This window comes from Rhodanobacter thiooxydans (assembly GCF_021545845.1).
In the GTDB taxonomy this organism is placed as follows: Bacteria; Pseudomonadota; Gammaproteobacteria; order Xanthomonadales; family Rhodanobacteraceae; genus Rhodanobacter.
In genome coordinates this window covers 337,201-359,100 of record NZ_CP088923.1, presented here as the reverse complement: position 1 = coordinate 359,100, position 21,900 = coordinate 337,201, and the positions used below count along the sequence as shown (strand labels likewise).

Annotated in this window: 23 protein-coding genes; 12 read left to right on the top strand and 11 right to left on the bottom strand. The window is 68.1% G+C overall.

The annotated features are described in order from the left end of the window. The first annotated feature begins 63 nt into the window (after positions 1-63). The 3 genes from LRK53_RS01500 to LRK53_RS01490 all read left to right on the top strand — a co-directional run bounded on the left by LRK53_RS01500 (position 64) and on the right by LRK53_RS01490 (position 2,937). Positions 64-1,026 carry a serine/threonine protein kinase gene (locus LRK53_RS01500; RefSeq protein ID WP_027493630.1) on the top strand — a complete coding sequence of 321 codons (963 nt, stop codon included), beginning with the start codon at positions 64-66 and terminating at the stop codon, positions 1,024-1,026. A 190-nt stretch (positions 1,027-1,216) separates the two neighbouring features. Next, positions 1,217-1,759, top strand: a complete 543-nt coding sequence (locus LRK53_RS01495) for a DUF1190 domain-containing protein (protein WP_027493629.1) — start codon at positions 1,217-1,219, stop codon at positions 1,757-1,759. After that, positions 1,759-2,937, top strand: a complete 1,179-nt coding sequence (locus LRK53_RS01490; protein ID WP_027493628.1) for a glutathionylspermidine synthase family protein — start codon at positions 1,759-1,761, stop codon at positions 2,935-2,937. The genes LRK53_RS01495 and LRK53_RS01490 overlap by 1 nt, the downstream gene beginning before the upstream one ends. A 2-nt stretch (positions 2,938-2,939) precedes the next feature. On the opposite strand, the gene LRK53_RS01485 is transcribed toward LRK53_RS01490, so the two are convergent. After that, positions 2,940-3,521 (bottom strand): IS630 family transposase, encoded by a 582-nt coding sequence (locus tag LRK53_RS01485; RefSeq protein WP_235642640.1) that lies wholly within the window; start codon positions 3,519-3,521, stop codon positions 2,940-2,942. Continuing rightward, a complete protein-coding gene (locus LRK53_RS01480; protein ID WP_235642338.1) occupies positions 3,481-4,005 on the bottom strand; it encodes a winged helix-turn-helix domain-containing protein in 525 nt (174 codons plus the stop codon). Before LRK53_RS01480 ends, LRK53_RS01485 begins: the two co-directional genes overlap by 41 nt. A 153-nt stretch (positions 4,006-4,158) precedes the next feature. On the opposite strand from LRK53_RS01480, the gene LRK53_RS01475 reads away from it, so the two are divergent. Together LRK53_RS01475 and LRK53_RS01470 are read left to right on the top strand one after the other, a co-directional pair. Continuing rightward, positions 4,159-4,593 (top strand): hypothetical protein, encoded by a 435-nt coding sequence (locus tag LRK53_RS01475; RefSeq protein ID WP_027493494.1) that lies wholly within the window; start codon positions 4,159-4,161, stop codon positions 4,591-4,593. A gap of 136 nt (positions 4,594-4,729) precedes the next feature. Beyond that, positions 4,730-5,902, top strand: coding sequence for a class I SAM-dependent rRNA methyltransferase (locus LRK53_RS01470; RefSeq protein ID WP_027493493.1), 1,173 nt, complete (start codon positions 4,730-4,732; stop codon positions 5,900-5,902). 258 nt (positions 5,903-6,160) lie between these two features. Here the strand turns inward: LRK53_RS01470 and LRK53_RS01465 are convergent, their stop codons facing one another. After that, the gene (locus LRK53_RS01465) at positions 6,161-7,354 is read right to left on the bottom strand and encodes an NAD(P)/FAD-dependent oxidoreductase (protein ID WP_027493492.1); all 1,194 of its coding nucleotides are present in this window, start codon (positions 7,352-7,354) and stop codon (positions 6,161-6,163) included. Positions 7,355-7,609: 255 nt separating this feature from the next. Here LRK53_RS01465 and LRK53_RS01460 point away from each other — a divergent pair, with 255 nt between their 5' ends. From LRK53_RS01460 to LRK53_RS01450, 3 genes are all read left to right on the top strand, one after another. Further along, on the top strand, positions 7,610-9,139 hold the full coding sequence (locus tag LRK53_RS01460) for a DNA recombination protein RmuC (protein ID WP_027493491.1): 1,530 nt from the start codon (positions 7,610-7,612) through the stop codon (positions 9,137-9,139). A 69-nt stretch (positions 9,140-9,208) separates the two neighbouring features. After that, on the top strand, positions 9,209-9,814 hold the full coding sequence (gene folE, locus LRK53_RS01455; protein WP_185754684.1) for a GTP cyclohydrolase I FolE: 606 nt from the start codon (positions 9,209-9,211) through the stop codon (positions 9,812-9,814). A gap of 2 nt (positions 9,815-9,816) precedes the next feature. Next, positions 9,817-10,140: an EF-hand domain-containing protein gene (locus LRK53_RS01450; RefSeq protein WP_027493489.1), complete on the top strand. Its 324-nt coding sequence runs from the start codon at positions 9,817-9,819 to the stop codon at positions 10,138-10,140. A 119-nt stretch (positions 10,141-10,259) separates the two neighbouring features. Here LRK53_RS01450 and LRK53_RS01445 read toward each other — a convergent pair whose 3' ends face one another. From LRK53_RS01445 to LRK53_RS01420, 6 genes are read right to left on the bottom strand one after another with little or no spacing between them, the layout of a single operon-like run. Further along, positions 10,260-11,465, bottom strand: coding sequence for an ABC transporter permease (locus LRK53_RS01445; RefSeq protein WP_235642458.1), 1,206 nt, complete (start codon positions 11,463-11,465; stop codon positions 10,260-10,262). Next, complete coding sequence (locus tag LRK53_RS01440; protein WP_027493487.1) at positions 11,462-12,196, bottom strand: ABC transporter ATP-binding protein; 735 nt, start codon at positions 12,194-12,196, stop codon at positions 11,462-11,464. Before LRK53_RS01440 ends, LRK53_RS01445 begins: the two co-directional genes overlap by 4 nt. Before the next feature lie 11 nt (positions 12,197-12,207). Beyond that, on the bottom strand, positions 12,208-13,761 hold the full coding sequence (locus tag LRK53_RS01435; protein WP_027493486.1) for an alpha/beta hydrolase: 1,554 nt from the start codon (positions 13,759-13,761) through the stop codon (positions 12,208-12,210). 20 nt (positions 13,762-13,781) lie between these two features. After that, the gene (locus LRK53_RS01430) at positions 13,782-13,982 is read right to left on the bottom strand and encodes a helix-turn-helix transcriptional regulator (protein ID WP_027493485.1); all 201 of its coding nucleotides are present in this window, start codon (positions 13,980-13,982) and stop codon (positions 13,782-13,784) included. Then, positions 13,975-14,379: a UbiA prenyltransferase family protein gene (locus LRK53_RS01425; protein ID WP_037090152.1), complete on the bottom strand. Its 405-nt coding sequence runs from the start codon at positions 14,377-14,379 to the stop codon at positions 13,975-13,977. The genes LRK53_RS01430 and LRK53_RS01425 overlap by 8 nt, the downstream gene beginning before the upstream one ends. Positions 14,380-14,411: 32 nt before the next feature. Beyond that, positions 14,412-14,795 (bottom strand): hypothetical protein, encoded by a 384-nt coding sequence (locus LRK53_RS01420; RefSeq protein WP_027493484.1) that lies wholly within the window; start codon positions 14,793-14,795, stop codon positions 14,412-14,414. A 519-nt stretch (positions 14,796-15,314) separates the two neighbouring features. On the opposite strand from LRK53_RS01420, the gene LRK53_RS01415 reads away from it, so the two are divergent. The 4 genes from LRK53_RS01415 to LRK53_RS01400 all read left to right on the top strand — a co-directional run bounded on the left by LRK53_RS01415 (position 15,315) and on the right by LRK53_RS01400 (position 20,434). Next, positions 15,315-15,854 carry a fimbrial protein gene (locus LRK53_RS01415; protein ID WP_027493483.1) on the top strand — a complete coding sequence of 180 codons (540 nt, stop codon included), beginning with the start codon at positions 15,315-15,317 and terminating at the stop codon, positions 15,852-15,854. Between the two features lie 91 nt (positions 15,855-15,945). Beyond that, on the top strand, positions 15,946-16,689 hold the full coding sequence (locus LRK53_RS01410; RefSeq protein WP_027493482.1) for a fimbrial biogenesis chaperone: 744 nt from the start codon (positions 15,946-15,948) through the stop codon (positions 16,687-16,689). Next, positions 16,686-19,451 carry a fimbria/pilus outer membrane usher protein gene (locus LRK53_RS01405; protein ID WP_235642457.1) on the top strand — a complete coding sequence of 922 codons (2,766 nt, stop codon included), beginning with the start codon at positions 16,686-16,688 and terminating at the stop codon, positions 19,449-19,451. The genes LRK53_RS01410 and LRK53_RS01405 overlap by 4 nt, the downstream gene beginning before the upstream one ends. Continuing rightward, positions 19,448-20,434 (top strand): fimbrial protein, encoded by a 987-nt coding sequence (locus LRK53_RS01400; RefSeq protein ID WP_081666656.1) that lies wholly within the window; start codon positions 19,448-19,450, stop codon positions 20,432-20,434. Before LRK53_RS01405 ends, LRK53_RS01400 begins: the two co-directional genes overlap by 4 nt. 61 nt (positions 20,435-20,495) lie before the next feature. Here LRK53_RS01400 and LRK53_RS01395 read toward each other — a convergent pair whose 3' ends face one another. Next, positions 20,496-20,843: a hypothetical protein gene (locus tag LRK53_RS01395; protein WP_235642456.1), complete on the bottom strand. Its 348-nt coding sequence runs from the start codon at positions 20,841-20,843 to the stop codon at positions 20,496-20,498. Between the two features lie 270 nt (positions 20,844-21,113). Further along, the gene (locus LRK53_RS01390) at positions 21,114-21,875 is read right to left on the bottom strand and encodes a ferredoxin--NADP reductase (RefSeq protein ID WP_027493479.1); all 762 of its coding nucleotides are present in this window, start codon (positions 21,873-21,875) and stop codon (positions 21,114-21,116) included. Positions 21,876-21,900 lie beyond the last annotated feature (25 nt).

Genomic DNA, 21,900 nt, shown 5'->3' with positions numbered 1-21,900 from the left:
CCCTCACCTCAATCCTCTCCCCTGCGTGGGGAGAGGAGGCGAACGAAAGAGGCGCGGTACCCGATGACAGCCGGCACGCCGTACGCCAGCCTCACTCCCGACCTCGTGCTCGACGCGGTGGGCGCCTGCGGCTTGTGGCCGGATGGCCGTCTGCTCGCGCTGAACAGCTATGAGAACCGGGTGTGGCAGGTGGGCCTGGAACACGATGGATTGGAGCCGGCCGCGCCGGTGATCGCGAAGTTCTACCGGCCCGGCCGCTGGAGCGACGCGGCGATCATCGAGGAACACGCGTTCACGCAGGAACTGGCCGAGGCCGAACTGCCGGTGGTGGCGCCGCTGGCCTTCGGCGGCCGCACCCTGCTGCATCACGGCGGCTTCCGCTACGCGCTGACGCCGCGCCGCGGCGGCCGCGCGCCTGAGCTGGAGGCGACCGATCAACTGCAGTGGCTGGGCCGGCTGATCGCACGTCTGCATCTGGTCGGCGCGCGAGCGCCGTTCGCGCATCGCGGCCGGCTCGACCGCGACACGATGGTGCAGCAGCCGATGCATGCGGTGCTCGCCTCGTCGCTGCTGCCCGCCGCCCTGCAGGGGAACTACCGTGCCGCCGCGACGCGGCTGGATGCGGCGATCGCCGCACGCCTGGAAGCGGTCGGCCCGGTACGCCAGCTGCGCCTGCACGGCGACTGCCACCCCGGCAACCTGCTGTGGACCGATGCCGGCCCGCACTTCGTCGATTTCGACGACGCCCGCAGCGGCCCCGCCGTGCAGGACCTGTGGATGCTCGCCAACGACGAGCGCGCGATGGACGCCGTACTCGAGGGCTACCGCCAGTTCCGCCCGTTCGACCACGCCGAGCTGGCGCTGGTGCCGGCGCTGCGCGCGATGCGCCAGCTGCACTACGCCGGCTGGATCGCCGCGCGCTGGCACGACCCGGCGTTCCCCGCCGCGTTCCCGTTCGCCGCCGAATCGCGCTGGTGGGAACAGCACGTCGCCGACCTGCACGAGCTGGCCGACGGACTCGAATAGCTCCACAACCAGGTAGGAGCCCGCTTGCGGGCGATGCTCTGCTTTTGCGAATCCCGAATCCCGAATCCCGAATCCCAGCTCCAAGAGCCTCGCCCGCAAGCGGACTCCTACCGCGGCTCCTACCGCAAGAACTTCCTTCCGCGCACGCAAGCAGGCATGCTTGGACGGATACCCGCGAGCCGAGCATCCCATGAAGCGATCCAAGACCGCCGCCCTGCTGCTGATGAGCACGGCCCCGCTGTTGCTGACCGCCTGCGACCGCAGCGAAAGCGCGTCGCGCGAAGGCCTGTACACCTCGGTCGAGGCCTGCGTGGCGCAGACCAACGACCGCGATACCTGCCAGCAGGCGTTCGCCAAGGCACAGCGGGATGCGACCACCAATGCGCCGCGCTTCGCCAACCGCGAGGCGTGCGAGGCCAGCTACGGCAAGGAGCAGTGCGCCGAACGCAGCGATGGCGCCAACCATTCGTTCTTCGGCCCGCTGATGACCGGTTTCTTCCTGTCGCAGATGATGCGCAACGGCATGGCCGCGAACGGCTTCAACAGCGCGCCGGCGTTCCGCGACAGCAACGGCGGCTGGCAGCGCCCCGCCGCCGGCGCCGGTACGGGCGGCGTCTATCGCGGCGGGGCCGGCACCGCGATGGTGCCGGTCAACGCCACGCCGAACCGCGCGGTCACGGTCAGCCGTTCCGGCTTCGGCAGCTCCGGCAGCAGCCGCGGCATCGGCGGCTGATGCGCCGCGTCGCCACCGCCGCGCGCCCCGACTGGCGCGCGAAGGCCGCCGAGTGCGGCTTCGGCTTCCACACCATCGACGATGCGCCGTACTGGGACGAGTCGGCGTACTACGCCTTCACCCTGCGCGAAATCGAGGACGACCTCGAAGCGCCCAGCGAAGAACTGCACGCGATGGCGCTGGACATGGTCGAGCGCATCGTGGGCAGCGAGCGGCACATGCAGCAGTTGGCGATCCCCGAGCCGTACCGCGACTGGATCGCCGAGAGCTGGCGCAGGCGCGACCCCTACCTGTACGGCCGCCTGGACTTCGCCTACGACGGCACCGGCCCGGCCAAGCTCTACGAGCTGAACTACGACACACCCACCTCTCTGTTCGAGGCCGCGTTCTTCCAATGGCAATGGCTGGAGGACCAGCTCGCGCGCGGCCAGCTGCCGGCCGGCAGCGACCAGTTCAACTCCATCTACGAGTCGCTGGTGGAGGCGTTCGGCACCATTGCGCGCCGGATCGCGCGACCGTTCCACTTGGCCGCCGTGCGCGATTCGGCGGAAGACCAGGGCACCGTGGCCTACCTGCGTGATTGCGCGCTGCAGGCCGGCATCGACTGCGGGCTGCTGGCGATCGAGGACATCGGCATCTCCGCCGACGGCCGCTTCACCGACCTCGACGACCAGGTGATCGGCTGCCTGTTCAAGCTGTACCCGCTGGAGGATCTGTTCCGCGAGTCGTTCGGCGCGTACCTGCCGCGCGCCGGCCTGCAGCTGATCGAACCGCCGTGGAAGGCGCTGCTGAGCAACAAGGGCATCCTGCCGCTGCTGTGGGAAGCGCACCCGGGCCACCCGAACTTGCTGCCGGCGATGTTCGACGATGGCGGCGAGCTGCCGCGCGGCTGGGTGCGCAAGCCGCTGCACTCGCGCGAGGGCGCCAATATCGCAATGCGCCTGGACGATGGACGCCAACTCGCCACCGGCGGCCCCTACGACGGTCCATGCATCCGCCAGGTCTGCCACCCGCTGCCGACCTTCGACGGCCACCACCCGCTGCTCGGCAGTTGGGTAGTCGGCGACCGCGCCTGCGGCATCGGCATCCGCGAGGACAGCACGCTGATCACCCAGGACAGCGCGCGCTTCGTGCCGCACGCGATCGTCGAGGAAGCGCGCGGCGTGCTGATCGCCTGATACTAATTTGCGTTCAATGATATAGAAGTTATCCACTTGAAGCCGGTCAAAGACTGGGTTTGGTCGTGATCGACTTCCAGTGCGCGCAATCCGCCGGCTAGGGTCGTTTCGACGGCATCGAGGTTCTTGAAGACCTCGTTGCCGAAGTCTTGCTCGCGCAAGGCCTTCCAGAGATGCTCGGCTGGGTTGAGCTCGGGGCTATAGGGGGGAAGGAACACCAGGCGCATGGAGTCGGGAACGACCAGGGCGTTTGCCTGATGCCAGCCGGCTTGATCCATGACCATGAGAATGAACTCGCCAGGATGGCGACCGGCCACTTCGGCCAGGAACAGGGACATGGCCTCGGCATTGACCCACGGCAAGATGAGACTGTCGAGGACGCCGTCGTGAGGACTCACGGCGGCGAAGGCGTAGATGTATTGACGTTCCAGCCGCGCCCCCACGACAGGACGTGTCGGTGAGGGCGCCCAACATCGCCGTGGCGAGCCGAGCAGGCCAAACCGCCCCTCGTCCTGGAACATCAAGCGAACCGGGCGACCGCACCTAGCCTGACGCGCGACCTCGGCGCGAACGCAGCGCCGCAGTTTTTTTATATGCCGCTTGGGCCGAAACGTCTGCCTTCGGGTGGCGGGGCCGTGGAATCACCTTGCGCCAACCATGCCGCTCCAACAGGCGATAGATTGTCGACAGCGCCACCGGTTTGCCGACCCGTGCCGCATATGCCTGCCGGATGTCCAAGGCACGCAACATCCCACCCATCTCGGCCTGTCGCACAAACGGCTCCAGCAGTGCCTTCTCCTCTTCCTCGCTCAAGTACTGATGATGGCGGCCGCCACGCTCGTTCAGCGCGAAGATCGCCTCACCTTCCTTGGCCCAGCGCGAATGGATCGTATGGACGGTCGACGCCGACCATCCCAGGATCTGGGCAATCTCCTGCGCCGAGCTCCCCAGTGTGGCCCGTAGCAGCACGCACTGGATTCGCTGGTACTCGCGATGCGATCCGGCTTGCTTCAGTCGCTCCGCCAGTCGCTTCACCGTGGCCTTGTCGTTGCCGATCAGTGTCTTCACTTGCCATCTCCCTTCCAGGCGATGGCAAGAGTATATCTAGTTTATTGAACGCAAGTTGGTATGAGAGCCCGCGCGCCGACAGCTCCTGGCGCGGGGTTTCCGGAGACTTCGGACAGGCTCTAAGCTTGCGTCTTTTTCCGCACAAGGCCCCGCATGCGCACCGTCCTGTTCCGTCTGATCGGCGTCCTCGAAATCGCCGGCGGCTTCTACGGTGTGGCCGCGATGTTGCGCCGGTTGCTGCCGTTCGGTGCGCATGACAGCCTGGTCGCCCTGCTCGGCCTGGCGCTGTACGGCTTCGTGCTGGCCGCAGGCATCCAGCTGGTGGCCGGCAGCGAACACGGCGTGCGCATGTCGCGCTGGGCACAGCTGCTGCAGCTGCCGCTGATCGCTACGCCGCTCTTCAGCTACGGCCTGCACTGCGGCGCCTTCGTCAACGTGTTCGCCACCCTGCAGGCCGCGCCGCGGCTGGACCTGGACTGGCACTTCGGCACGCAGGGTTTCGTGCTCGCCGCGGCCGGCCCGGCGGTGTCGCGCCTCGGCATCAACCTGCTGGCGCTGCTCTCCTGGCTGGTGCTGCGCCTGCGCTGACGCTCCTGCTCCCTCCCCTGCGACGCAGGGGAGGGCCGGGGTGGGGTGCCTTTGATCTTCCCTGCCAGCCCGAGCAACCCCTCCCAGCCTCCCCTGCAGGCAGGGGAGGAACCCGGGCAGCGGTTATCATGCGCGGATGAATACGCCCGCCGCGCTCCCCGTCATCCGCCTGAAGTCCGACCGCGCTCCCGGCCACCCGTGGGTGTGGTCGGCGCAGCTGCACAAGCCGGAGGCGGAGCTGCCGCCGGGCAGCGTGGTCGAGGTGCACGACGCGAAAGGCCGCTTCGTGGGTCGCGCGCTCTGGAACGGCCACGCGCGCATCGCGTTGCGCCTGCTCGACACGCATGCGGATGCGGTGATCGACGCTGACTGGATCGCCGCGCGGATCGCCCGCGCAGTGCAGCTGCGCCGCGACTGGCTGCAGCTCGATGCCGTCAGCGACGCCTGGCGCGTGGTGCACAGCGAGGGCGACGGACTCTCCGGGCTGATCGTGGACCGCTACGCCGACGTCCTCGTCATCGAATACTTCGCTGCCGGCATGTGGCGTTTCCGCGAGGCGATTCACACCGCCTTGCTCACGCATTTCCCCGGCGCGCAGCTGTACTGGTTTGCCGAGTCGCACGTGCAGAAGCAGGAGTCGTTCGACTGCCGCAGCCCCGAGGTGCCGGCGCCATTCGAGGTGCACGAACATGGGCTGCGCTTCCACGCCGCGCCGGGCCTGGGCCACAAGACCGGCTTCTTCGCCGACCAGCGCGACAACCGCAAGCGCTTCGCGGAACTGGCGAAAGACCGTCGCGTGCTCGACCTGTGCTGCAATGCCGGCGGCTTCGCCGTGCACGCGATGGCGGCCGGCGCGCGCGAGGCGGTCGGCGTGGATCTGGATGCGAGCATCCTGGAAGTAGCCCGCGCTAACGCCGCCGCCAACAACGTCGCGGCGACGTTCGAGCAGGCCGACATCTTCGACTGGGTGCGCGCCGCGGTGACGCGCGGCGAGCGCTACGACGCGGTGGTGCTCGACCCGGCCAAGCTCACCCGCGACCGCAGCAAGGTGATGGACGCGCTGAAGAAATACTTCGCGATGAACCGCATGGTGCTGGACATCATCCCGCCTGGCGGCCTGCTGCTGACCTGCTCGTGCACCGGCCTGGTCGGCGAGGCCGAGTTCCTGGAGATGCTGCGCCGGGTGGCGCTCAACGCCGGCCGCGAGATCCAGGTGCTGGAAGTGCGCGGCCCCGGCGCCGACCACCCGTTCCGCACCGACGTGCCGGAAGGCCGCTACCTGAAGGCGGCGTTCTGCCGGGTGGAGTGAGGTAGCGCGACCGGGGTAGGTTGGGGTGAGCGCAGCGAACCCCAACATGCTCGCGCCGTGACGTTGGGGGTCGCTGCGCTCACCCCAACCTACGCGGCTGCGAAAACCAAAGCCGGCGGGCCGTGCCCGCCCTACGCGGCTGCAGGTGGGGCAAAACCGCCGTTTTTTTTGTAGGAACGCGCCTGCGCGCGATACTCTTTCGCTACCTGACGAAGAGCATCGCGCACAGGGTGCGCTCCTACAGCAACGTGGTGTGGGTCAGGGTTTTTGCGGCAGCCGCCCGCGCAGCGAAGCGGCGTCGAACGGGCCGGCCTGCGCGACCAGCTCGCGCGCGGCACCCACCTGGTCCCACGTGTTCCACAGCAACACGCCGCGCACGCGGCCACCGTCCAGGTAATACACCACGCCCTCGCGGTTCGGCTCGCGCCAGTCCTCGACCACCTCAAGGCGCGTGTCGAGCAGGCCGACCGCCTCGTAGCCGAGGTCGAACAGGTCCGAATAGAAGAACGGCAATACGGTATATTCCCCGGCCACGCCGGCCATCGCGCGGCCGGCATGGCGGCCCATGCTGACCGCCGCGTCCTCGTGCTCCACGCGCAGGCGCCGGCCCAACGCCGGATTGTGGAAATTGGCCACGTCGCCGGCGGCCCAGATGTCCGCATCGCTGCTGCGCAGCTGCGCGTCGACCACGATGCCGTTGTCGACGGCTAGCCCGGCCTGTTCGGCCAGCGCGGTGTTCGGCGTCACGCCGAGGCCGGCCACCGCCGCCTCCACGCGCAGCAGGCTGCCGTCGGACAGCGTCAGCTCGACGCCACCATCGGTGGGGTTGCTGCCCTCCACGCGCACGCCGCTGCGCACGTCCACGCCGCGATCGCGGTAGTACGCGTCGAGATAGCGCGCCAGGCCCTCGGGATAGCGCCCCGCGCCGATCGTCCCGCCGGGAAACAGCAGGCTCACCTTGCAGCCGAGGGCGCACAGCGATGCGGCCAGTTCGCAGCCGATGAAGCCGCCGCCGATCACCGCGATGAAGGCGCCAGGCTTGGCGTAGCGCCGCAAGGCCTGGTAATCGTCCAGCGTGCGGAAATGGATGATCCGCTCGCCGCCCTCGAACGGCAGCCGGCGCGGGGTGGCGCCAGTGGCCAGCAGCAGGCGGCGGTAGCGGTAGCTGTCGCCGTGGTCGTCGCGCGCGGTACGCGCGACCCGGTCCAGCGACTCGATGCGCCGCCCCATATGCAGCACAGCGCCGCTGGCCGCGGTAGCCAGGTCGATGTCGGCCACCGACTTGTCGCCCTTCCACAGCGACTTGGACAACGGCGGACGCTGGTACGGCGCCTGCGCCTCGGCGCCGACCATGCCGACGTTCGCCGCGGCATCGACCTCGCGGATCGCCTTGGCAGCCGCATCGGCGGTCATGCCGCCGCCGATGATCAGGTAATCGTGGATGTGTTCCATGTCTGTCTCCCGGGCCGATGGATCGACCCATGATGCACCGCTGCAGCAATGGTGACGTGAAATGGGCACAGCCGGTGAGACGGCTGGACGTACACTGGATGCATCGACCCGGGAAAACGTTCCACCCTTCGCATCGAGCCGGTGCGGGCGATCCTCCCGTATCGCTTGCGCCAGTTCAGGCAAGCTCGGCACCGGCGACGCAGCGGCTGATACGCCAGCGCGTAAACTGGCAGCTTGCCATCCACGGAACACGTCATGTCTGCCACCGAACTGCTGCTGACCGCTCTTGTCGCTGTCGTACTCGTGGTCATCGCCCTGCAGGTAACCGTGCTGGTGCGCGGGCGCGATGCCGAAAAGACGCGCAGCGACGCCGAGAGCAGGTTGCGCGAAACCTCGTCGCAACTGGCGTACGCGCAGGCCCAAGCGGAGCGGGCCGTGACCATGGAGCGTGAACTCAGGGCCGCGCAGGAGGATCTTTCGGCAAGACGCGCCGAACTGGCCAGCATGTCCAGCCAGCACGGCGCGGCCGCACGCAGCCTGGCGGCAGCCAATGAGCAGATCGCCTTGTTGACTGCCACCAGCAGGGCCTTTGCCGAGGAGAAAAGCGCCCTCCTCGAATCGCAGGCGCGGCTCGAACAGGAAGTGAAATCCGCTCGGCAGCGCGAAATCGATACAAGCAAGCTGCTGACCGACGCGAAGGAAGAGATGGCCAAGGAGTTCAAGCTGATGGCCAGCACGCTGCTGGAGGAAAAGGGTGCCCGGCTCAACGAGCAGCAGAAGGCCACGCTGTCCAACCTGCTTGGCCCCTTCAGCAAGACGCTCGACGACTTCAAGGGCAAGGTGGAGGCGACCCGCGAGGCTGACCTTACCGCGCGCGAGGGGTTGATCGCGCAGATCCGCCACCTCACCGAGTTGAACCAGGACATCGGCGCAAAAGCGCAGTCACTGACCAATGCGCTGCGAGGCGAGAGCAAGACGCGAGGCATGTGGGGCGAAGCGGTGTTGCAGCGCATCCTCGAACTAGCCGGACTACGCGAGGGAATCGAGTTCCGCACGCAGGCAAGCCATCACACCGAGGAGGTCGACGGCCGGCTCATTCCCGATGTGGTGCTCGACCTTCCGCGGGAACGCGCCATCGTCATCGACGCAAAAGTGTCGCTGATCGCCTACGAACGCTTCGTCTCCTCGGCCGACGACGACGCGCGGGCCATGGCGCTGGATGATCATTCCGCATCGATCAAACGGCACATCAAGGATCTGTCCAGCAAGAATTATCCCTCGCTGTACAACCTCAAGAGCGTGGACTTCACGCTGCTCTTCGTACCGATCGAAAGCGCGCTGATGGCGGCGAGCGAAGCCGATCCGGGCCTGGCGCAATACGCGCTGGAGCGCCACGTGGCACTGGTGTCACCGAATACACTGTTCACGGTACTGCGTACCATCGAGTACATCTGGCGTGTCGACAAGACCACGCGCAGCATGGAGGAAATCGTCAAGCGTGGTGGCCTGATGTATGACGCCGCGGTGCGCTTCAGCGAGCACGTCGTTTCCATTGGCGATGCACTCGCCAAAGCGACGGTGGCGACGCAGGCGGCGGAAAAGGCCCTGGTCAATCCAAGAAGCGGCCTGGTTCGACAGGCCGAACAACTGCGTGACCTCGGCATCAAGCCCAAGCGGTCGATGCCGAAAAAGCTGTCATCCGCAGGCGACGATTTGGAACCCGTGGAAAATTCTTCCGAAAGTGGAATCGACAGTACCGACCTCACCCGCGAAGACGATGCCTGAGCGGGATACCGCGATCCGATGCGCGCACCTGGCGCGAACGCTAAACTGCACCATCCGCACGCCAGAGGTATCTGCATGAGCAACCAGCCCCCGAACGATGTCAGCCAGGAGCAGGCCGAGGAGGCCGTGCGCACGCTGCTGCGCTGGGCCGGCGACGATCCCGCTCGCGAGGGCCTGCTGGACACGCCCAAGCGGGTGGTGAAGGCGTACCGCGACTGGTTCTCCGGCTACGAGTCCGACCCGGGCGACTACCTGCGCCGCACCTTCAGCGAGGTGGACGGCTACGACGAGATGGTGGTGCTGCGCGACATCCAGTTCGAGAGCCACTGCGAGCACCACATGGCGCCGATCATCGGCCGTGCCCACGTCGGCTACCTGCCGACCAACCGGGTGGTCGGCATCAGCAAGCTGGCGCGCGTGGTGGACGGCTTCGCGCGCCGCTTCCAGGTGCAGGAGACGCTCACCGCGCAGATCGCCCAGTGCATCCAGGAGACCCTGCAGCCGGCCGGCGTGGCGGTGGTGGTCGACGCCAGCCACGAATGCATGACCACCCGCGGCGTGCACAAGCGCGGCGTGTCGATGGTGACCAGCCAGATGCTCGGCACCTTCCGCGAGGACGCGCGCACCCGCGCCGAGTTCCTGCAGTTCATCGGCATCCACGGCGGCCACCGCTGAACGTGCGGCTGGCTGCCGCGCTGGCACTGCTGGCGGCGGCGACCGCGCTGGCGCAGGACACGCGTTCGGAGTACCTGCAGGCGTTCGACCGCGACGGCGACGGCCGGGTCAGCGAGGCCGAGTACCTGGCGTACATGGGCCGCGGCTTCCAGGCGATGGACCGCAACGGCGACGGCATCCTCGAAACCGACGAATTGCCCGGTGGCCGCGGCCAGCCGATCACGCTCACGGAATACCAGGACAACCTGCGCCGGCAGTTCCACAAGCTCGACCGCAACCACGATGGCTACCTCGACGCGAAGGAACTGACCGCGCCACCGCGCTGAAGCCGATCTCCATGCAGGAGCCCGCTGGCGGGCGATGCTCTTGCTTTTGCGAATCCCGAATCCCGAATCCCGGTCCCAAGAGCATCGCCCGCCAGCGGGCTCCTACGATTTCAAGAGACTCAGGCCGAGATCGCCAGCTTCTCCGAACGGTACAGCTGGGCGGTCGCCAGCAGCGCGATCAGCGCCGCCGCCAGACTGCCGGCCAGACACAGGCCGATCTGCGCGGCGCTGACGCCGTCGCCGCGCAGCAGCTGCATGATGCCGAGGTTCTGGCCCAAGAGCGGCACCGCGTACATCCACGCCTGCGCCTTGATCGGCATGAACGACAGCAGCAGGCTGGGAATGATCGGCACCAGCATCAACAGCGAGATGTAGGTCTGCGCCTCGCGGTAACTCTTGGCGAACGCCGCCACCATCGACTGCAGCGCGGCCAGCAGCAGCACCAGCGGCAGCATCAGCAGCAGCGCGTACGTCGCGAAGTGCAGGCCCAGGTCCAGCTCCATGCCGATCTTCTCCGCCGGAATGAACTGCCCCACCACGGCGAACGCCAGCAGGGTGATCAGCAGGCTGGCGGTGGAGAACGCGCAGATCGCCGCCAGCTTGCCGCACAGGATCTTCCAGCGCGCCACCGGGTTGGCGAACAACGGCTCCAGCGATTGCCGCTCGCGCTCGCCGGCGGTGAGGTCGATCGCCAGGTACATGCCGCCCATGAAGATGGTGATCACGAAGAAATACGGCAGCATCGCGAACATCAGCACGGCGCGCGACTGCGGCGTGGCCTGGTCGCGCCTGGCCACCTGCAGCGGCCACGCGGTGCTTGGTGACAGCCCGCGCGCCACCAGCCGCATCGCGCCCTGCTGGCGCGCGTAGCCTTCCACCAGCTGGGTGACCCGCTCCACCGAGCTGTTCGCGTCGCGCTGCGAGGAGTCGTAGAACAGCTCCACCTGCACCGGCTCGCCCTGGCGCCAGGCCTTGCCGTAGCCGGGGGCGACGCGCAGCACCACGTCGGCGTCCTGCTTGCGCACCGCCGGCGCGGGGTCGGCCACCGGCGCGGCGGCCAGCACGCCGCCCGCCTTCAGTGCGTTCATCAGGTTCGGTGCGTACTCGGCGCCGATCACCGGCACCGGCAGCGGCTGCTCCGCCTTGTCCAGCTCGCGGTTCAAGGTGAGGTTGATCAGCATCACGAACAGCAGCGGGCCCAGCAGCGGGCCGGTGAGGAAGGCGCTCATCAAGGTGCGGCGATCGCGCAGGTTTTCCTTCACCTCTTTCAGGAACACGGTGAGGAAGGCGCTGCTGGGCCGGGTTTTCGATGGGGTCGTGCTCATGCCGCCAGTCCCTCATCGGTGCCGATGATCTTCACGAAGGCGTCCTCCAGGTTGGATTCGCCGGTCTGCGCGCGCAGCGCGTCGGGCGATTCGTCGGCTACCACGCGGCCGTGCGCGATCACCACGATGCGGTCGCACAGCGCGGCGACCTCCTGCATGATGTGGCTGGAGAACAGCACGCAGCGGCCCTCGTCCTTCAGCCGCCGCATGAACTGGCGCAGCGCGCGGGTGGCCATCACGTCGAGGCCGTTGGTCGGCTCGTCGAGGATCACGTTGCGCGGGTCGTGTACCAGCGCACGGGCGATCGCGGTCTTCACCCGCTGGCCCTGCGAGAAACCCTCGGTGCGGCGGTCGGCGATGTCGACCATCTCCAGCGCCTTCACCAGCGCCTCGCGCCGGCTAGCCAGCAGATCCTCCGGCAGGCCGTGCAGGCGGCCGAAGTAGTCGATGTTCTCGCGCGCGGTCAGTCGCTTGTACAGGCCACGCGCATCCGGCAGCACACCGAGCTGGCGGCGCACGCCGAGCGGGTCGGCCGCCGCGTCGATGCCGTCCACCAGCACCTGGCCGCGATCGGGCGTCATCAGCGTGTAGAGCATGCGCAAGGTGGTCGTCTTGCCCGCGCCGTTGGGACCGAGCAGGCCGGTGATCTCGCCGTCGCGGGCGGTGAAGCTGACGCCGTCGACGGCTTTCACCGCGCCGAACGCCTTGTGCAAATCCCTTACCTCGATCATGGCGCGGCTCCTTAAGGGGTTGAACCGTTGAAGTCGATGAAGATCGGCGTGGGCTGCAGGCGGTCCAGGCAGCTCGCGTCCAGCGTCTTCGGCTCGGGCTGCTCGACGAAATGCTGGATCAGCTGCGGCGTGCAGCCGGTCGCCATCACGCTGTGCGCCTGGCCCTTGAGCACTAGCACGCGCGCGTTGGGCAGGCCCTTCGCCACCTCGTCGGCGTAGCGCGGCGGGGTCACCGGGTCATACTGCCCGGCCAGCAGCAGCACCGGCTTGGCCGTCTTCAGCGGAGCGTGAAAATCGACCGGGCGCGTGCCCTTGGGCCAGACCGAGCAGACCGCCTTCAGCGCATCGACCATGCGCGTGCCCAGCATGGTCTGCGCGTCCTGCGGGCGCGCCGTGAGCAGGTCCGCATCCTCGGCGCAGATCACCGAATACTGCATGCCGCTGCCCATCAGCTCGGACAGCTCGCCGGAAAGCAGTTTGGCCTGGCCGAGCAACGGGCCGACGTCGCCGCGTGCGGCGGCGTCGATCGACAGCGGCAGCAGCGCGGCGGTGGCCGGCGTATAGGCGAACATGCGCACCACGCTGGCCAGCGCATCCTCGTCCAGCATCCGCTTCACCGTCTGGTAGTTCTGCGGGTCGCGGAAGCTGACCTGGTGCGGGTTGGCGCGCAGCGCGTCGCGCAACTGGTACAGGGTCTGGTCCGGGTCGCCGAACTTCGCCTTGCACGCCGGCTCCGCAGTGCAGCGGACGAATTGCGCCTTCAGCGCGTCGTCCAGGTTGCGCGCGAAATCCTCGCCCAGCGCCAGTTCGTTCGGCACCGCGCTGTCCAGCACCACGCTGCGCACCGCATCCGGGAAGCGCCGCAGGTACTGCTGCGCCATCCGCGTGCCGTAGGACACACCGACCAGGTCGAGCGGCGGTGCGCCGAGCGCCTTGCGCACGTCCTCCAGATCCTGCGCCGCGATGGTGGTGGTGTAGTAGCGCGGATCGGCGTGACCGGCCAGCTGCTTCAGGCACGCGGCGGCGGCCGCGCGCAGCTTGTCGGCATCGAACGTGCTGTCGTCCGCCGGAGTGGTGGCCTCGGCGGTTGCCTTGCAGTCGAGCGCATTCGAGCCGCCGGTGCCGCGCTGGTCCAGCAGCAGCACGTGACGATGCGCCAGCAGCGGCTTCAGCACCGACGCCACGGTGCCGGCCGAATCGGTCGCCGCCTGGCCGGGGCCACCGGCGAGGAAGGCCAGCATGTCCGGGCTGGCCACCTGCGCACGCGAGCGCAGCACGGCCAGCTTCAGCTTGATCGTGCGGATGTGCGGATCGTCGCGGTTCTCCGGCACCGGAAAATCGGCACACCACGCCGCCGTGCTGAGCCCGCTATTCGGCTGCGCCAGCTCGCAGGCGGACAGGGTGACGGCGCCGAGCTTCCATGTCGCCGGTTTGGCCGGAGCCACTTTCACGGCAGGCGCTGGTGAGGCGATGGCCGCGGGCGGCAGGCCCTTGTCCTGCCCGCGGCGATGGCCGCTGTGGTTGGCGGCAAAGATCGCCACCGCGATGGCGACCACCGCCCCCATGCGTGCTCCGGACTTCTTGTTCACGTGCTGCTCCCTGGATCGAAAATCGATTCAATTGGACGGCCAAACAGTTTCGCAAGCTTGAACGCCAGTGGCAGGCTGGGGTCGTAGCGGCCGGTCTCGATCGCATTGACGGTCTGCCGCGACACGTCCAGCCGCTTGGCCAGGTCGGCCTGCGACCAGCCATGTTCGCCGCGCAGTTCGCGCACGTGGTTATGCATGGCGGCGGTAGCGCCGGGCGACCACCAGCTTGGCCAGGCCGAACGTCGCGAACAGGCACGGCATCACCCAGATCGCCACCGTTCCGCCGCGCACCTGCCAGCCCACATCTGCCAACAGCAGCAGGCCGAAGCTGAAAAAGCCGAAGCCGGTCGCCATGGCAGCTATCGCAAACGATTCCAGGTCGATGCGCCGCTCCAGTTCGTCCTGATCGCGCACCACCCGCACCATCGCGCGGATCGCCAGCACGATCGGCAGCAGCGGCAGCAACGCCAGCCCCACTCGCCAGGGCAGGCTGGCAAGCTTCGGCAGCAGCAGCCCCGACAGCACGATCAGCACCACATAGGCCAGCATGGCCGGGAAGAACTCGCGCAGATAGCGTTTATGGACGGCGCGCATCGGAAGCTCCAGTAGTGGTGATGGACAGCGACTCAGGCGTCATGGGATGGCACGGTCGAGGAGCGACGGCGACGCCAACGCAGGATGCCCTGCACCAGCACGAACAGCACCGCCGCGGCCGCCATACCCACGAATATCCCGTGGTCGAAGCCGTCCCGGCGACGCCAGGCGAGCCACCCCACCAGGGCGGTCAGCCCGGCAACCAGCAGCAGGCGCCAGCGCAGCGGTATGCCGGCGTCATCGCCGGCGCAGCTCGCCTCGCTGCCGTAATGGCGCGCTAGCAGCGCCAGCGCGACCTTGAACGGCGCACTGGCCGTGCCGCGCACCAGCGGCCACGCCACTGGCAGCACGGCGACATACAGCACCATCGCCAGCGCCACCCGGCGCCGGTAACGCCTTTCCGTAAAACGCGGCATACCCCATCCCCTCCTGCGTTTCGCCTGGCGGCCGACGCCGTACACACCTGGCACCCCGCCGGTCATGTCAAGCAACCTTGACAAGTGCAGGATAGGCAGGCTTCCCGAGCCAGGTCAAGGTCACTTTACAGAAGGGTTTTCAAATTCCCGGTTCAAGGTCGCCACGCATAAAAATGGCATGATGACGGCGCGATGAATAAGTGACATAGTTCGCAGTTTGAAGTGCCGATTTTTGTCAGGGAAAGCTGACAAATTATGCGAAAAGCCTTGCCCAGCTTCAAATACGCCACTCCGGCGAGCGGCTTGGCTGGTTTGAGTAACCGTTTACGTGCAGATTCTGGCACACCGCTTGCTTTGAGCAGTCAGCCGCCTTAGAAGCCAAGGCCGGCATTCGATGTCCGGGGGGACTCCCGAAACCGCAACACACGTCGGACGGATCTCCAGCCAGCTGGTCCGGCGCTACCCGCTGCCGCCCATGCAGAACCATCACCCGTACGCACTTACAGGAACGATCGACCCATGAACAAGACCCTGCTTTGCACCGCCCTGGTTGCCGCCGTCGCCGCCACCGCCCTTGCTCCGACTGCCCAGGCGGCCAGCAGCGGCACCATCAATTTCACCGGCAAGGTGTTGGCCGACACCTGCGTCATCCAGATCAACAACAGCACGAGCAACGTGGTCGCCCTGCCGACCGTCATGACCGCCGCGTTTGGTGCGGCCGCGGGCAACGTGGCCGGCGCCACCAACTTCACCGTCGACCTGAGCAACTGCGACACGAATACCGCGAACGCCAACATGGCGTTCACCGCCGGCCCCAGCATCGACACCACCAGCGGCAACCTGAAGAACGCCACCGCCGGTGGCTCGAACGTGCAGATCCAGCTGCTGAACAGCACCAGCGCGGTCATCAACACGTCGACCCAGGCCAACGCCCCGGTCATCGCGGTCAGGGGCGGCACCGGCTTCACCACGCTCACGGCTCAGTACGTCTCGACCGCCACGGCCACCACGGCGGGCCTGGTCACCTCGTCGGTCGGTTTCACGCTGACCTATCTGTAAGCAGGCATTGACGCGCTGCAGCCAGGGGGGACGTGGCTGCAGCGCTCCTGCTGTCGATCGCCGCGATGCATTGATCCGCACGGACACCCTGATGAAAAGCCTGCTCTGCGCCCTCGGTGCAGCCTTGCTGGTGCTTGGCGCCAGCACCGGCTCCGCCCACGCCAGCGTGGTGATTGCCGGTACGCGCGTGGTGTTTCCGGCGGCCAACGGCGAGGTCACCGTGCGCCTGAGCAATGCCGGCAACCAGCCGGCCCTGATCGAGGCGTGGATCGACGGCGGCAATCCCGATTCCACCCCCGACAGCGCCAAGGTGCCGTTCCTGATCACGCCGCCGCTGGCGCGCATGAACGCGGGCAAGGGCCAGAGCCTGCGCATCGTCTACACCGGCCAGCCGCTGCCCACCGATCGCGAGTCGCTGTTCTGGCTGAACGTGCTGGAGATTCCGCCCAAGCCCACGGCGAAGCCGGGCGAAGAGCAGAACACGCTGCAGTTCGCCGTGCGTTCGCGGCTCAAGCTCTTTTTCCGCCCGGCCAACCTGGCCGGCGAGCCTGCCACCGCGGCCCAACAGATCACCTGGGGCGTGGTCACGGACGGCAATGGCTACGCACTGGAGGCCCGCAACCCCACGCCGTACCACATCACTTTCAGCAAGCTGTCGCTGAGTGTCGGCGGCGCGACGTATGCGCCGGCCAACGGCATGGTGGCGCCACGGTCGTCGCTGCGCCTGCCGGTCAAGCGGCTGGACCGCGCGCCGGCGGCGGGCAGCACGGTCGACTACACCGTCATCAATGACTTCGGTGCCGCCGCGTCCTACCAGGGCACCATCACGCCGTGAGCCGGCCGCGCGCCAGCGCCCCGGTGGCGGCCCGCCGCCAGCTGCTGTCCACGCTGATCGGCCTGGCCTTGTGCGGCTGGGGTAGCCACGCCGTGGCCGCAACGACTGCCGCCGGCCCGAACGCCGACGCCAGCACACCGGCCGTCGACGCCATGGACGCCAGCTTCGACCGCAGCATGCTTTCCGGTGCGGGGCAGAACACCACCGACCTGTCCCGCTTCGAGCGCGGCAACTTCGTGCCAGCCGGCACCTACAGCGTCGACCTCTACCTCAACGACCGTCCGGTCGGCCGCAGCGACGTGCGTTTCGCCGCGGCATCGGCTGATGCCAGCGCCACCCCCTGCGTGACCCGGCCCTTGCTCGACAAGCTGGGGCTGCACCCGGCCGACCTGTCGGCCCGCACCAGCGCCGGGCTGACCGACAACAAGGTCTGCGTCGACATGGCCAGCGTGATTCCCGGCGCCAGCATGGCGTTCGAGATGTCCGACCTGCGCCTGGACACCAGCGTGCCGCAGGCCTACCTGGGGCAGCAGGCACGCGGCTACGTCGACCCGAAGTACTGGGACTCCGGTGTCAACGCCGGCCTGCTCAACTACAACTTCAACAGCTACCGCACCAGCAGCCACGGGCTGTCGCAAACCTCGTCGTACCTCGGCTTGAACGCCGGCCTGAACCTGGGCCGCTGGCACCTGCGCCACAACTCCTCGCTGAGCTGGCAATTCGGCGGTGGCGCGCGTTCCGGCCACCACTGGCAGAACATCGCCACCTACGCGCAACGCGACCTGCCGCAACTGCACGCGCAGCTGACCCTGGGCGATGCCTGGACCAGCGGCGAGATCTTCGACAGCATCGGCCTGCGCGGCGTGCAGATCGCCACCGACGACCGCATGCTGCCGCAGTCGCAGCGCGGCTACGCGCCGACCGTGCGCGGCATCGCCGACAGCAACGCCAGGGTGACCGTGCGCCAGAACGGCATGCTGATCTACCAGACCACGGTGGCGCCCGGTCCGTTCGTCATCGACGACCTCTACGCCACCGGCTACGGCGGCGACATCGAGGTCAGCGTGACCGAGGCGAATGGCCGCGTACACACGTTCTCGGTGCCGTACGCCTCGGTGCCGCAGCTGCTGCGCCCGGGCGTCACCCGCTTCAGCGTGGCCGCCGGCCAGCTGCGCAACGCGACGATCGAGCACCAGCCGAACCTGGTGCAGGCGACCCTGCAGCGCGGCTTCTCCAACCTGCTGACCGGCTATGCCGGCGCGGCGGCTTCGCCCGGCTACGGCGCGCTGCTGCTGGGCGGCGCGCTGAACACGCGCTACGGCGCGCTGGCCATGGACATCACCAGCGCGCGCACGCGCATTCCGGGGCTGGACACGCTGTCCGGCCGCAGCGTGCGCCTCAGCTACAGCAAGATACTGGCGCAGACCGGCACCTCGCTGACCGTGGCCGCCTACCGCTATTCGACCAGCGGCTTCCTCGCCCTCGGCGATGCCGCGCGCGCGCGCGACTATGCGCGCCGCGGCCTGCCGGTCTTCGCCAGCGGCCCGGCCCGGCCGCTGACGATCAACGGCATGCCGGTTTCCGACCTGCTCACCCCGGCGCAGCAGGCCGCGCTGGCCGGCGTCGACTACCGCGACTATCTGGTGCCGAACGGCGTCGACCGCCAGCGCAACAGCTTCAGCCTCACCCTCAGCCAGCGGCTGGGCAGCCGCGGCGGCTCGCTCTATGTCAACGGCTCGGTGCGTGACTACTGGAACCGCGGCGGCACCGATACCCAGTTCCAGCTCGGCTACGACAACTCGATCGGCCGAGTGAACTACAACCTCTCGGCCGGCCGCGAACGCGACCTGTTCGGGCGCAGCGACAACCGCTACATGGTCAACCTCACGATCCCGCTGGGCAACGGTTCGCACAGCCCCATTTTCACCGGCAGCCTCAGCCGCGACGGCAACGGCGGCATGCAGGAACAGGCCACGCTCGGCGGCAACGCCGGGGCCGACGACCGCTTCTACTACGGCGCCACCGCCACCCACGACAGCGGCCCCAGCGCCACCGGCAGCACCGCCAGCGTCAACGCCGGCTACCGCGGCAGCCATGCGCAGCTCAACGCCAACTTCGGCGCGGGCAGCGGCTATTCCCAGGCATCACTGAACGTGGCGGGCGGCATCGTCGCGCACCCAGGCGGGGTCACCTTCGGCCAGCCGCTGGGCGACACCGTGGCGATCGTGCAGGTGCCCGACGCCGAGGGTGCGCGCGTCGGCAATGCGACCGGCGTGCGCATCGACCACACCGGCTACGCGCTGGTGCCCTACCTCAGCCCCTACGTGCTCGACACGATCGAGATCGACCCCGCCGGCCTGCCGCTGGACGTGCAGCTGGACAACACCAGCACCCAGGTGGCGCCGCGCGCCGGCGCCGTGGTGATGGTGAAGTTCAAGAGCCAGAGCGGCCGCTTCATGCTGGTCCGGGCGCACCAGGCCGACGGCACGCTGCTGCCGTTCGGCGCGGAAGTGGAAGACGGACAGGACCAGGTCATCGGCATCGTCGGCCAGGCCGGACACATCATGATGCGGGCCAGCCGGGAAGCCGGCCGCGCCACCGTGACCTGGCAGGACGCAGGCCACGAGCGCCGTTGCAGCTTCACCTACCACGTCCCCGCCGCCCGCGGCGAGGGGGTCGGGCGCTATGCCGTGCAGGACGCCGTCTGCAGCGAGTCGCCCGCCACCGGTCCGGCCGCCGCTTTCGAGAGCACGCCGCCATGAGCATCCATCCACCGCGCCAGCGGACACCAACCATGGGCCTGGCCCGCGGCGGGCTGCTGCTGCTCATCGCGTTGCTTGCAATCATGCCCGGCCGCGGCTGGGCCAAATGCTATTTCGATCCGGGCAACTCGCAGGGGACCTACTCGGTGGCGCTGCCCGCGACTATCGTCAACGATCCGGCCACCCCGGTCGGCAGCGTGCTGTACACGTCGTATCCCACGCCGATCAACCAGCCGGTTTCCTTCACCTGCGACAGCAAGGGCGGCAACGACCGCTGGGGCCTGGTGAACAAAGCCGGCAGCACCCCCGCGACGACAGACAACCTGTTCCCGATCGGCACTACCGGCATGGGCTACCGGGTACTGCAGCGCGGCAGCTATATCTACCCGTACGACTACTTCAACCTGGGAAACGGCGCCTGGTACGAGAACGATGCCGTCACCATCGAGCTGGTGAAGACCGGCACGATTGCCAACGGCACCACGCTGCAGGGTCCGCTGGCCAGCTTCAAGGCGGGCACACCGGGCAACTTCATCTACGACGCGATGATCAACCTGGCCAACAGCCTGACCTTCACCGCGCCCGCCTGCCAGGTCAGCACCAGCAACATCACCGTGGCGCTGCCCACGGTCACCAGTCAGGCCTTCAGCGGTGTCGGTTCGGTCGCCGGCACGACGCCGTTCTCGATCGGGCTGACCTGTTCCAGCGGCGCCACCGTGCGCATCACGCTGGACACGGCCACGCCGGTCGCCGGCAAACCAGGCGTGATCGCGCCGTCGAGCGGCAGCACCGGCGGCGTCGGCGTGCAGGTACTGGATTCGTCGGGGGTGACACCGGTGTCATTCGGCGTGGCCCAGACCATTGGCGCCACGCCGAACGGTACGCTCACGGTGAACTATTTCACCCGCTACTACCAGACCGGGAGCACGATAAGCGCCGGCCTGCTTGGCGCCACGGCGACGTTCACGCTCTCCTACCAGTAATTTCGGACGCGTCACCAGGGCTCGCGCGGCAGGCATCCGCGCCTACGCGGCGTCGCTCGGTTCAATCGTAGGTGTGCACGACCAGCTTCGCCGCGGCGGCGCCGTCGGCATTGCGCCGGGCGTAGCTGACGAAATAATCCAGCAAACGATCGTGGCCGCGGTTGGCCGCAGTCAGGTCGATCACCTCGCGCGTGTAGCTGCGGCCGGCATCGGTGGCGGTGCGGCCGCAAGCCAGATGCTGCGCCGCCGGGCTGCCGGCTTCCTGCGCGATGGAACCGGCTTCGGCGACGACACACGTCGGCTCGACCACCGCACCGGAAAACACGACGCGACCGCTCGCCGCCCAGACGTTCGACGCGCCCACGAGCATGGCCAGACCTGCCAATGCAAAGCCAAGCGGACCGCTCATACCGCTCACCTCGTCGAGATACCGCTCCCTTGAACATGGAGCCTCTCAGCGGGCTATCGACCCCAGTCCGTCCGACCTTGATCGATTCCGGCGCACCCATTGCCGGAAATGTGATGGCGATCACATTGACCGAGCGAACCGTGACCCTGACGCGACTGGTCCGTCACTCCGCCACGGTCATTTAGCCTTGGGCAAGTGAAACGGCCGTGACGCGTCGGTGAACGGTAACCCCGCCGGGCGTCACAGCCGGGCGCCTCGCCGCGGCCGTGTTCAGCGCGACGAGATGTATTTCTCGCGGCGGATCTGCGCCACCGGCAGGCCGAAATCCTTCAGCGCATTGAAGGCGGCGTCGACCATGTTGGGGTTGCCGCACAGGTAGGCGATGTCGCGGTCGGCGTGGGGGCCGAGTTCGGCCAGCACGTTCTGCACGTGGCCATAGCGGTCGTCGGGACGCGACACGGCGCGGGCCTCGCGGCTGAGACAGGCATGGAAGGCGAAGCCGGGGTGGACCTGGGCGAACGCCTCGAATTCCTCGCCGTAGAGCAGCTCGGCCTCGCTGCGGGCGCCGTACAGCAGCACCACTTCGCGGCCGCCCGCGGCCAGCAGCTTCCCGATCTGCGGCAGCATGGCGCGATACGGGGTGACGCCGGTGCCGGTGGCCAGCAGCAGGTAGCGCGGGTGGCGATCGCTTTCCTGCAGATAGAAGCGACCGTAGGGACCGCTGGCATCGACCACCCCGCCGACCGGCAGCTCGCCGAGCAGTTTCGTCGCCGCGCCGCCCTCGACATAGCTCACCGCAATTTCGATGCGCCCGACTTCTGTCAATCCGCCCGGCAAGCTGCCGTCGCCGACGGTGCCCACCGAGTAGCTGCGCTTGGTCGCCGTGCCGTCGTCGTAGTGGAAATGCACCTGCACGAACTGGCCCGGCTGGAACGCCAGCGGCTGGCCATCGACGCGCTCGAGCACCAGGTGGCGCACGGTGGGCGCGAGCATGCGGCTGTCGACGAGGCGGAGCTGGAAGGGGTCGGCCATGGAGCGTTTCCGGAAACGGTGAGTG

Coding starts and splice junctions, on each gene's coding strand:
- LRK53_RS01500 (WP_027493630.1), top strand. CDS start 64: ATGACAGCCGGCACGCCGTACGCCAGCCTCACTCCCGACCTCGTGCTC.
- LRK53_RS01495 (WP_027493629.1), top strand. CDS start 1,217: ATGAAGCGATCCAAGACCGCCGCCCTGCTGCTGATGAGCACGGCCCCG.
- LRK53_RS01490 (WP_027493628.1), top strand. CDS start 1,759: ATGCGCCGCGTCGCCACCGCCGCGCGCCCCGACTGGCGCGCGAAGGCC.
- LRK53_RS01475 (WP_027493494.1), top strand. CDS start 4,159: ATGCGCACCGTCCTGTTCCGTCTGATCGGCGTCCTCGAAATCGCCGGC.
- LRK53_RS01470 (WP_027493493.1), top strand. CDS start 4,730: ATGAATACGCCCGCCGCGCTCCCCGTCATCCGCCTGAAGTCCGACCGC.
- LRK53_RS01465 (WP_027493492.1), bottom strand. CDS start 7,354: ATGGAACACATCCACGATTACCTGATCATCGGCGGCGGCATGACCGCC.
- LRK53_RS01460 (WP_027493491.1), top strand. CDS start 7,610: ATGTCTGCCACCGAACTGCTGCTGACCGCTCTTGTCGCTGTCGTACTC.
- LRK53_RS01445 (WP_235642458.1), bottom strand. CDS start 11,465: ATGAGCACGACCCCATCGAAAACCCGGCCCAGCAGCGCCTTCCTCACC.
- LRK53_RS01440 (WP_027493487.1), bottom strand. CDS start 12,196: ATGATCGAGGTAAGGGATTTGCACAAGGCGTTCGGCGCGGTGAAAGCC.
- LRK53_RS01435 (WP_027493486.1), bottom strand. CDS start 13,761: ATGGGGGCGGTGGTCGCCATCGCGGTGGCGATCTTTGCCGCCAACCAC.
- LRK53_RS01430 (WP_027493485.1), bottom strand. CDS start 13,982: ATGCATAACCACGTGCGCGAACTGCGCGGCGAACATGGCTGGTCGCAG.
- LRK53_RS01425 (WP_037090152.1), bottom strand. CDS start 14,379: ATGCGCGCCGTCCATAAACGCTATCTGCGCGAGTTCTTCCCGGCCATG.
- LRK53_RS01420 (WP_027493484.1), bottom strand. CDS start 14,795: ATGCCGCGTTTTACGGAAAGGCGTTACCGGCGCCGGGTGGCGCTGGCG.
- LRK53_RS01415 (WP_027493483.1), top strand. CDS start 15,315: ATGAACAAGACCCTGCTTTGCACCGCCCTGGTTGCCGCCGTCGCCGCC.
- LRK53_RS01410 (WP_027493482.1), top strand. CDS start 15,946: ATGAAAAGCCTGCTCTGCGCCCTCGGTGCAGCCTTGCTGGTGCTTGGC.
- LRK53_RS01400 (WP_081666656.1), top strand. CDS start 19,448: ATGAGCATCCATCCACCGCGCCAGCGGACACCAACCATGGGCCTGGCC.
- LRK53_RS01395 (WP_235642456.1), bottom strand. CDS start 20,843: ATGAGCGGTCCGCTTGGCTTTGCATTGGCAGGTCTGGCCATGCTCGTG.
- LRK53_RS01390 (WP_027493479.1), bottom strand. CDS start 21,875: ATGGCCGACCCCTTCCAGCTCCGCCTCGTCGACAGCCGCATGCTCGCG.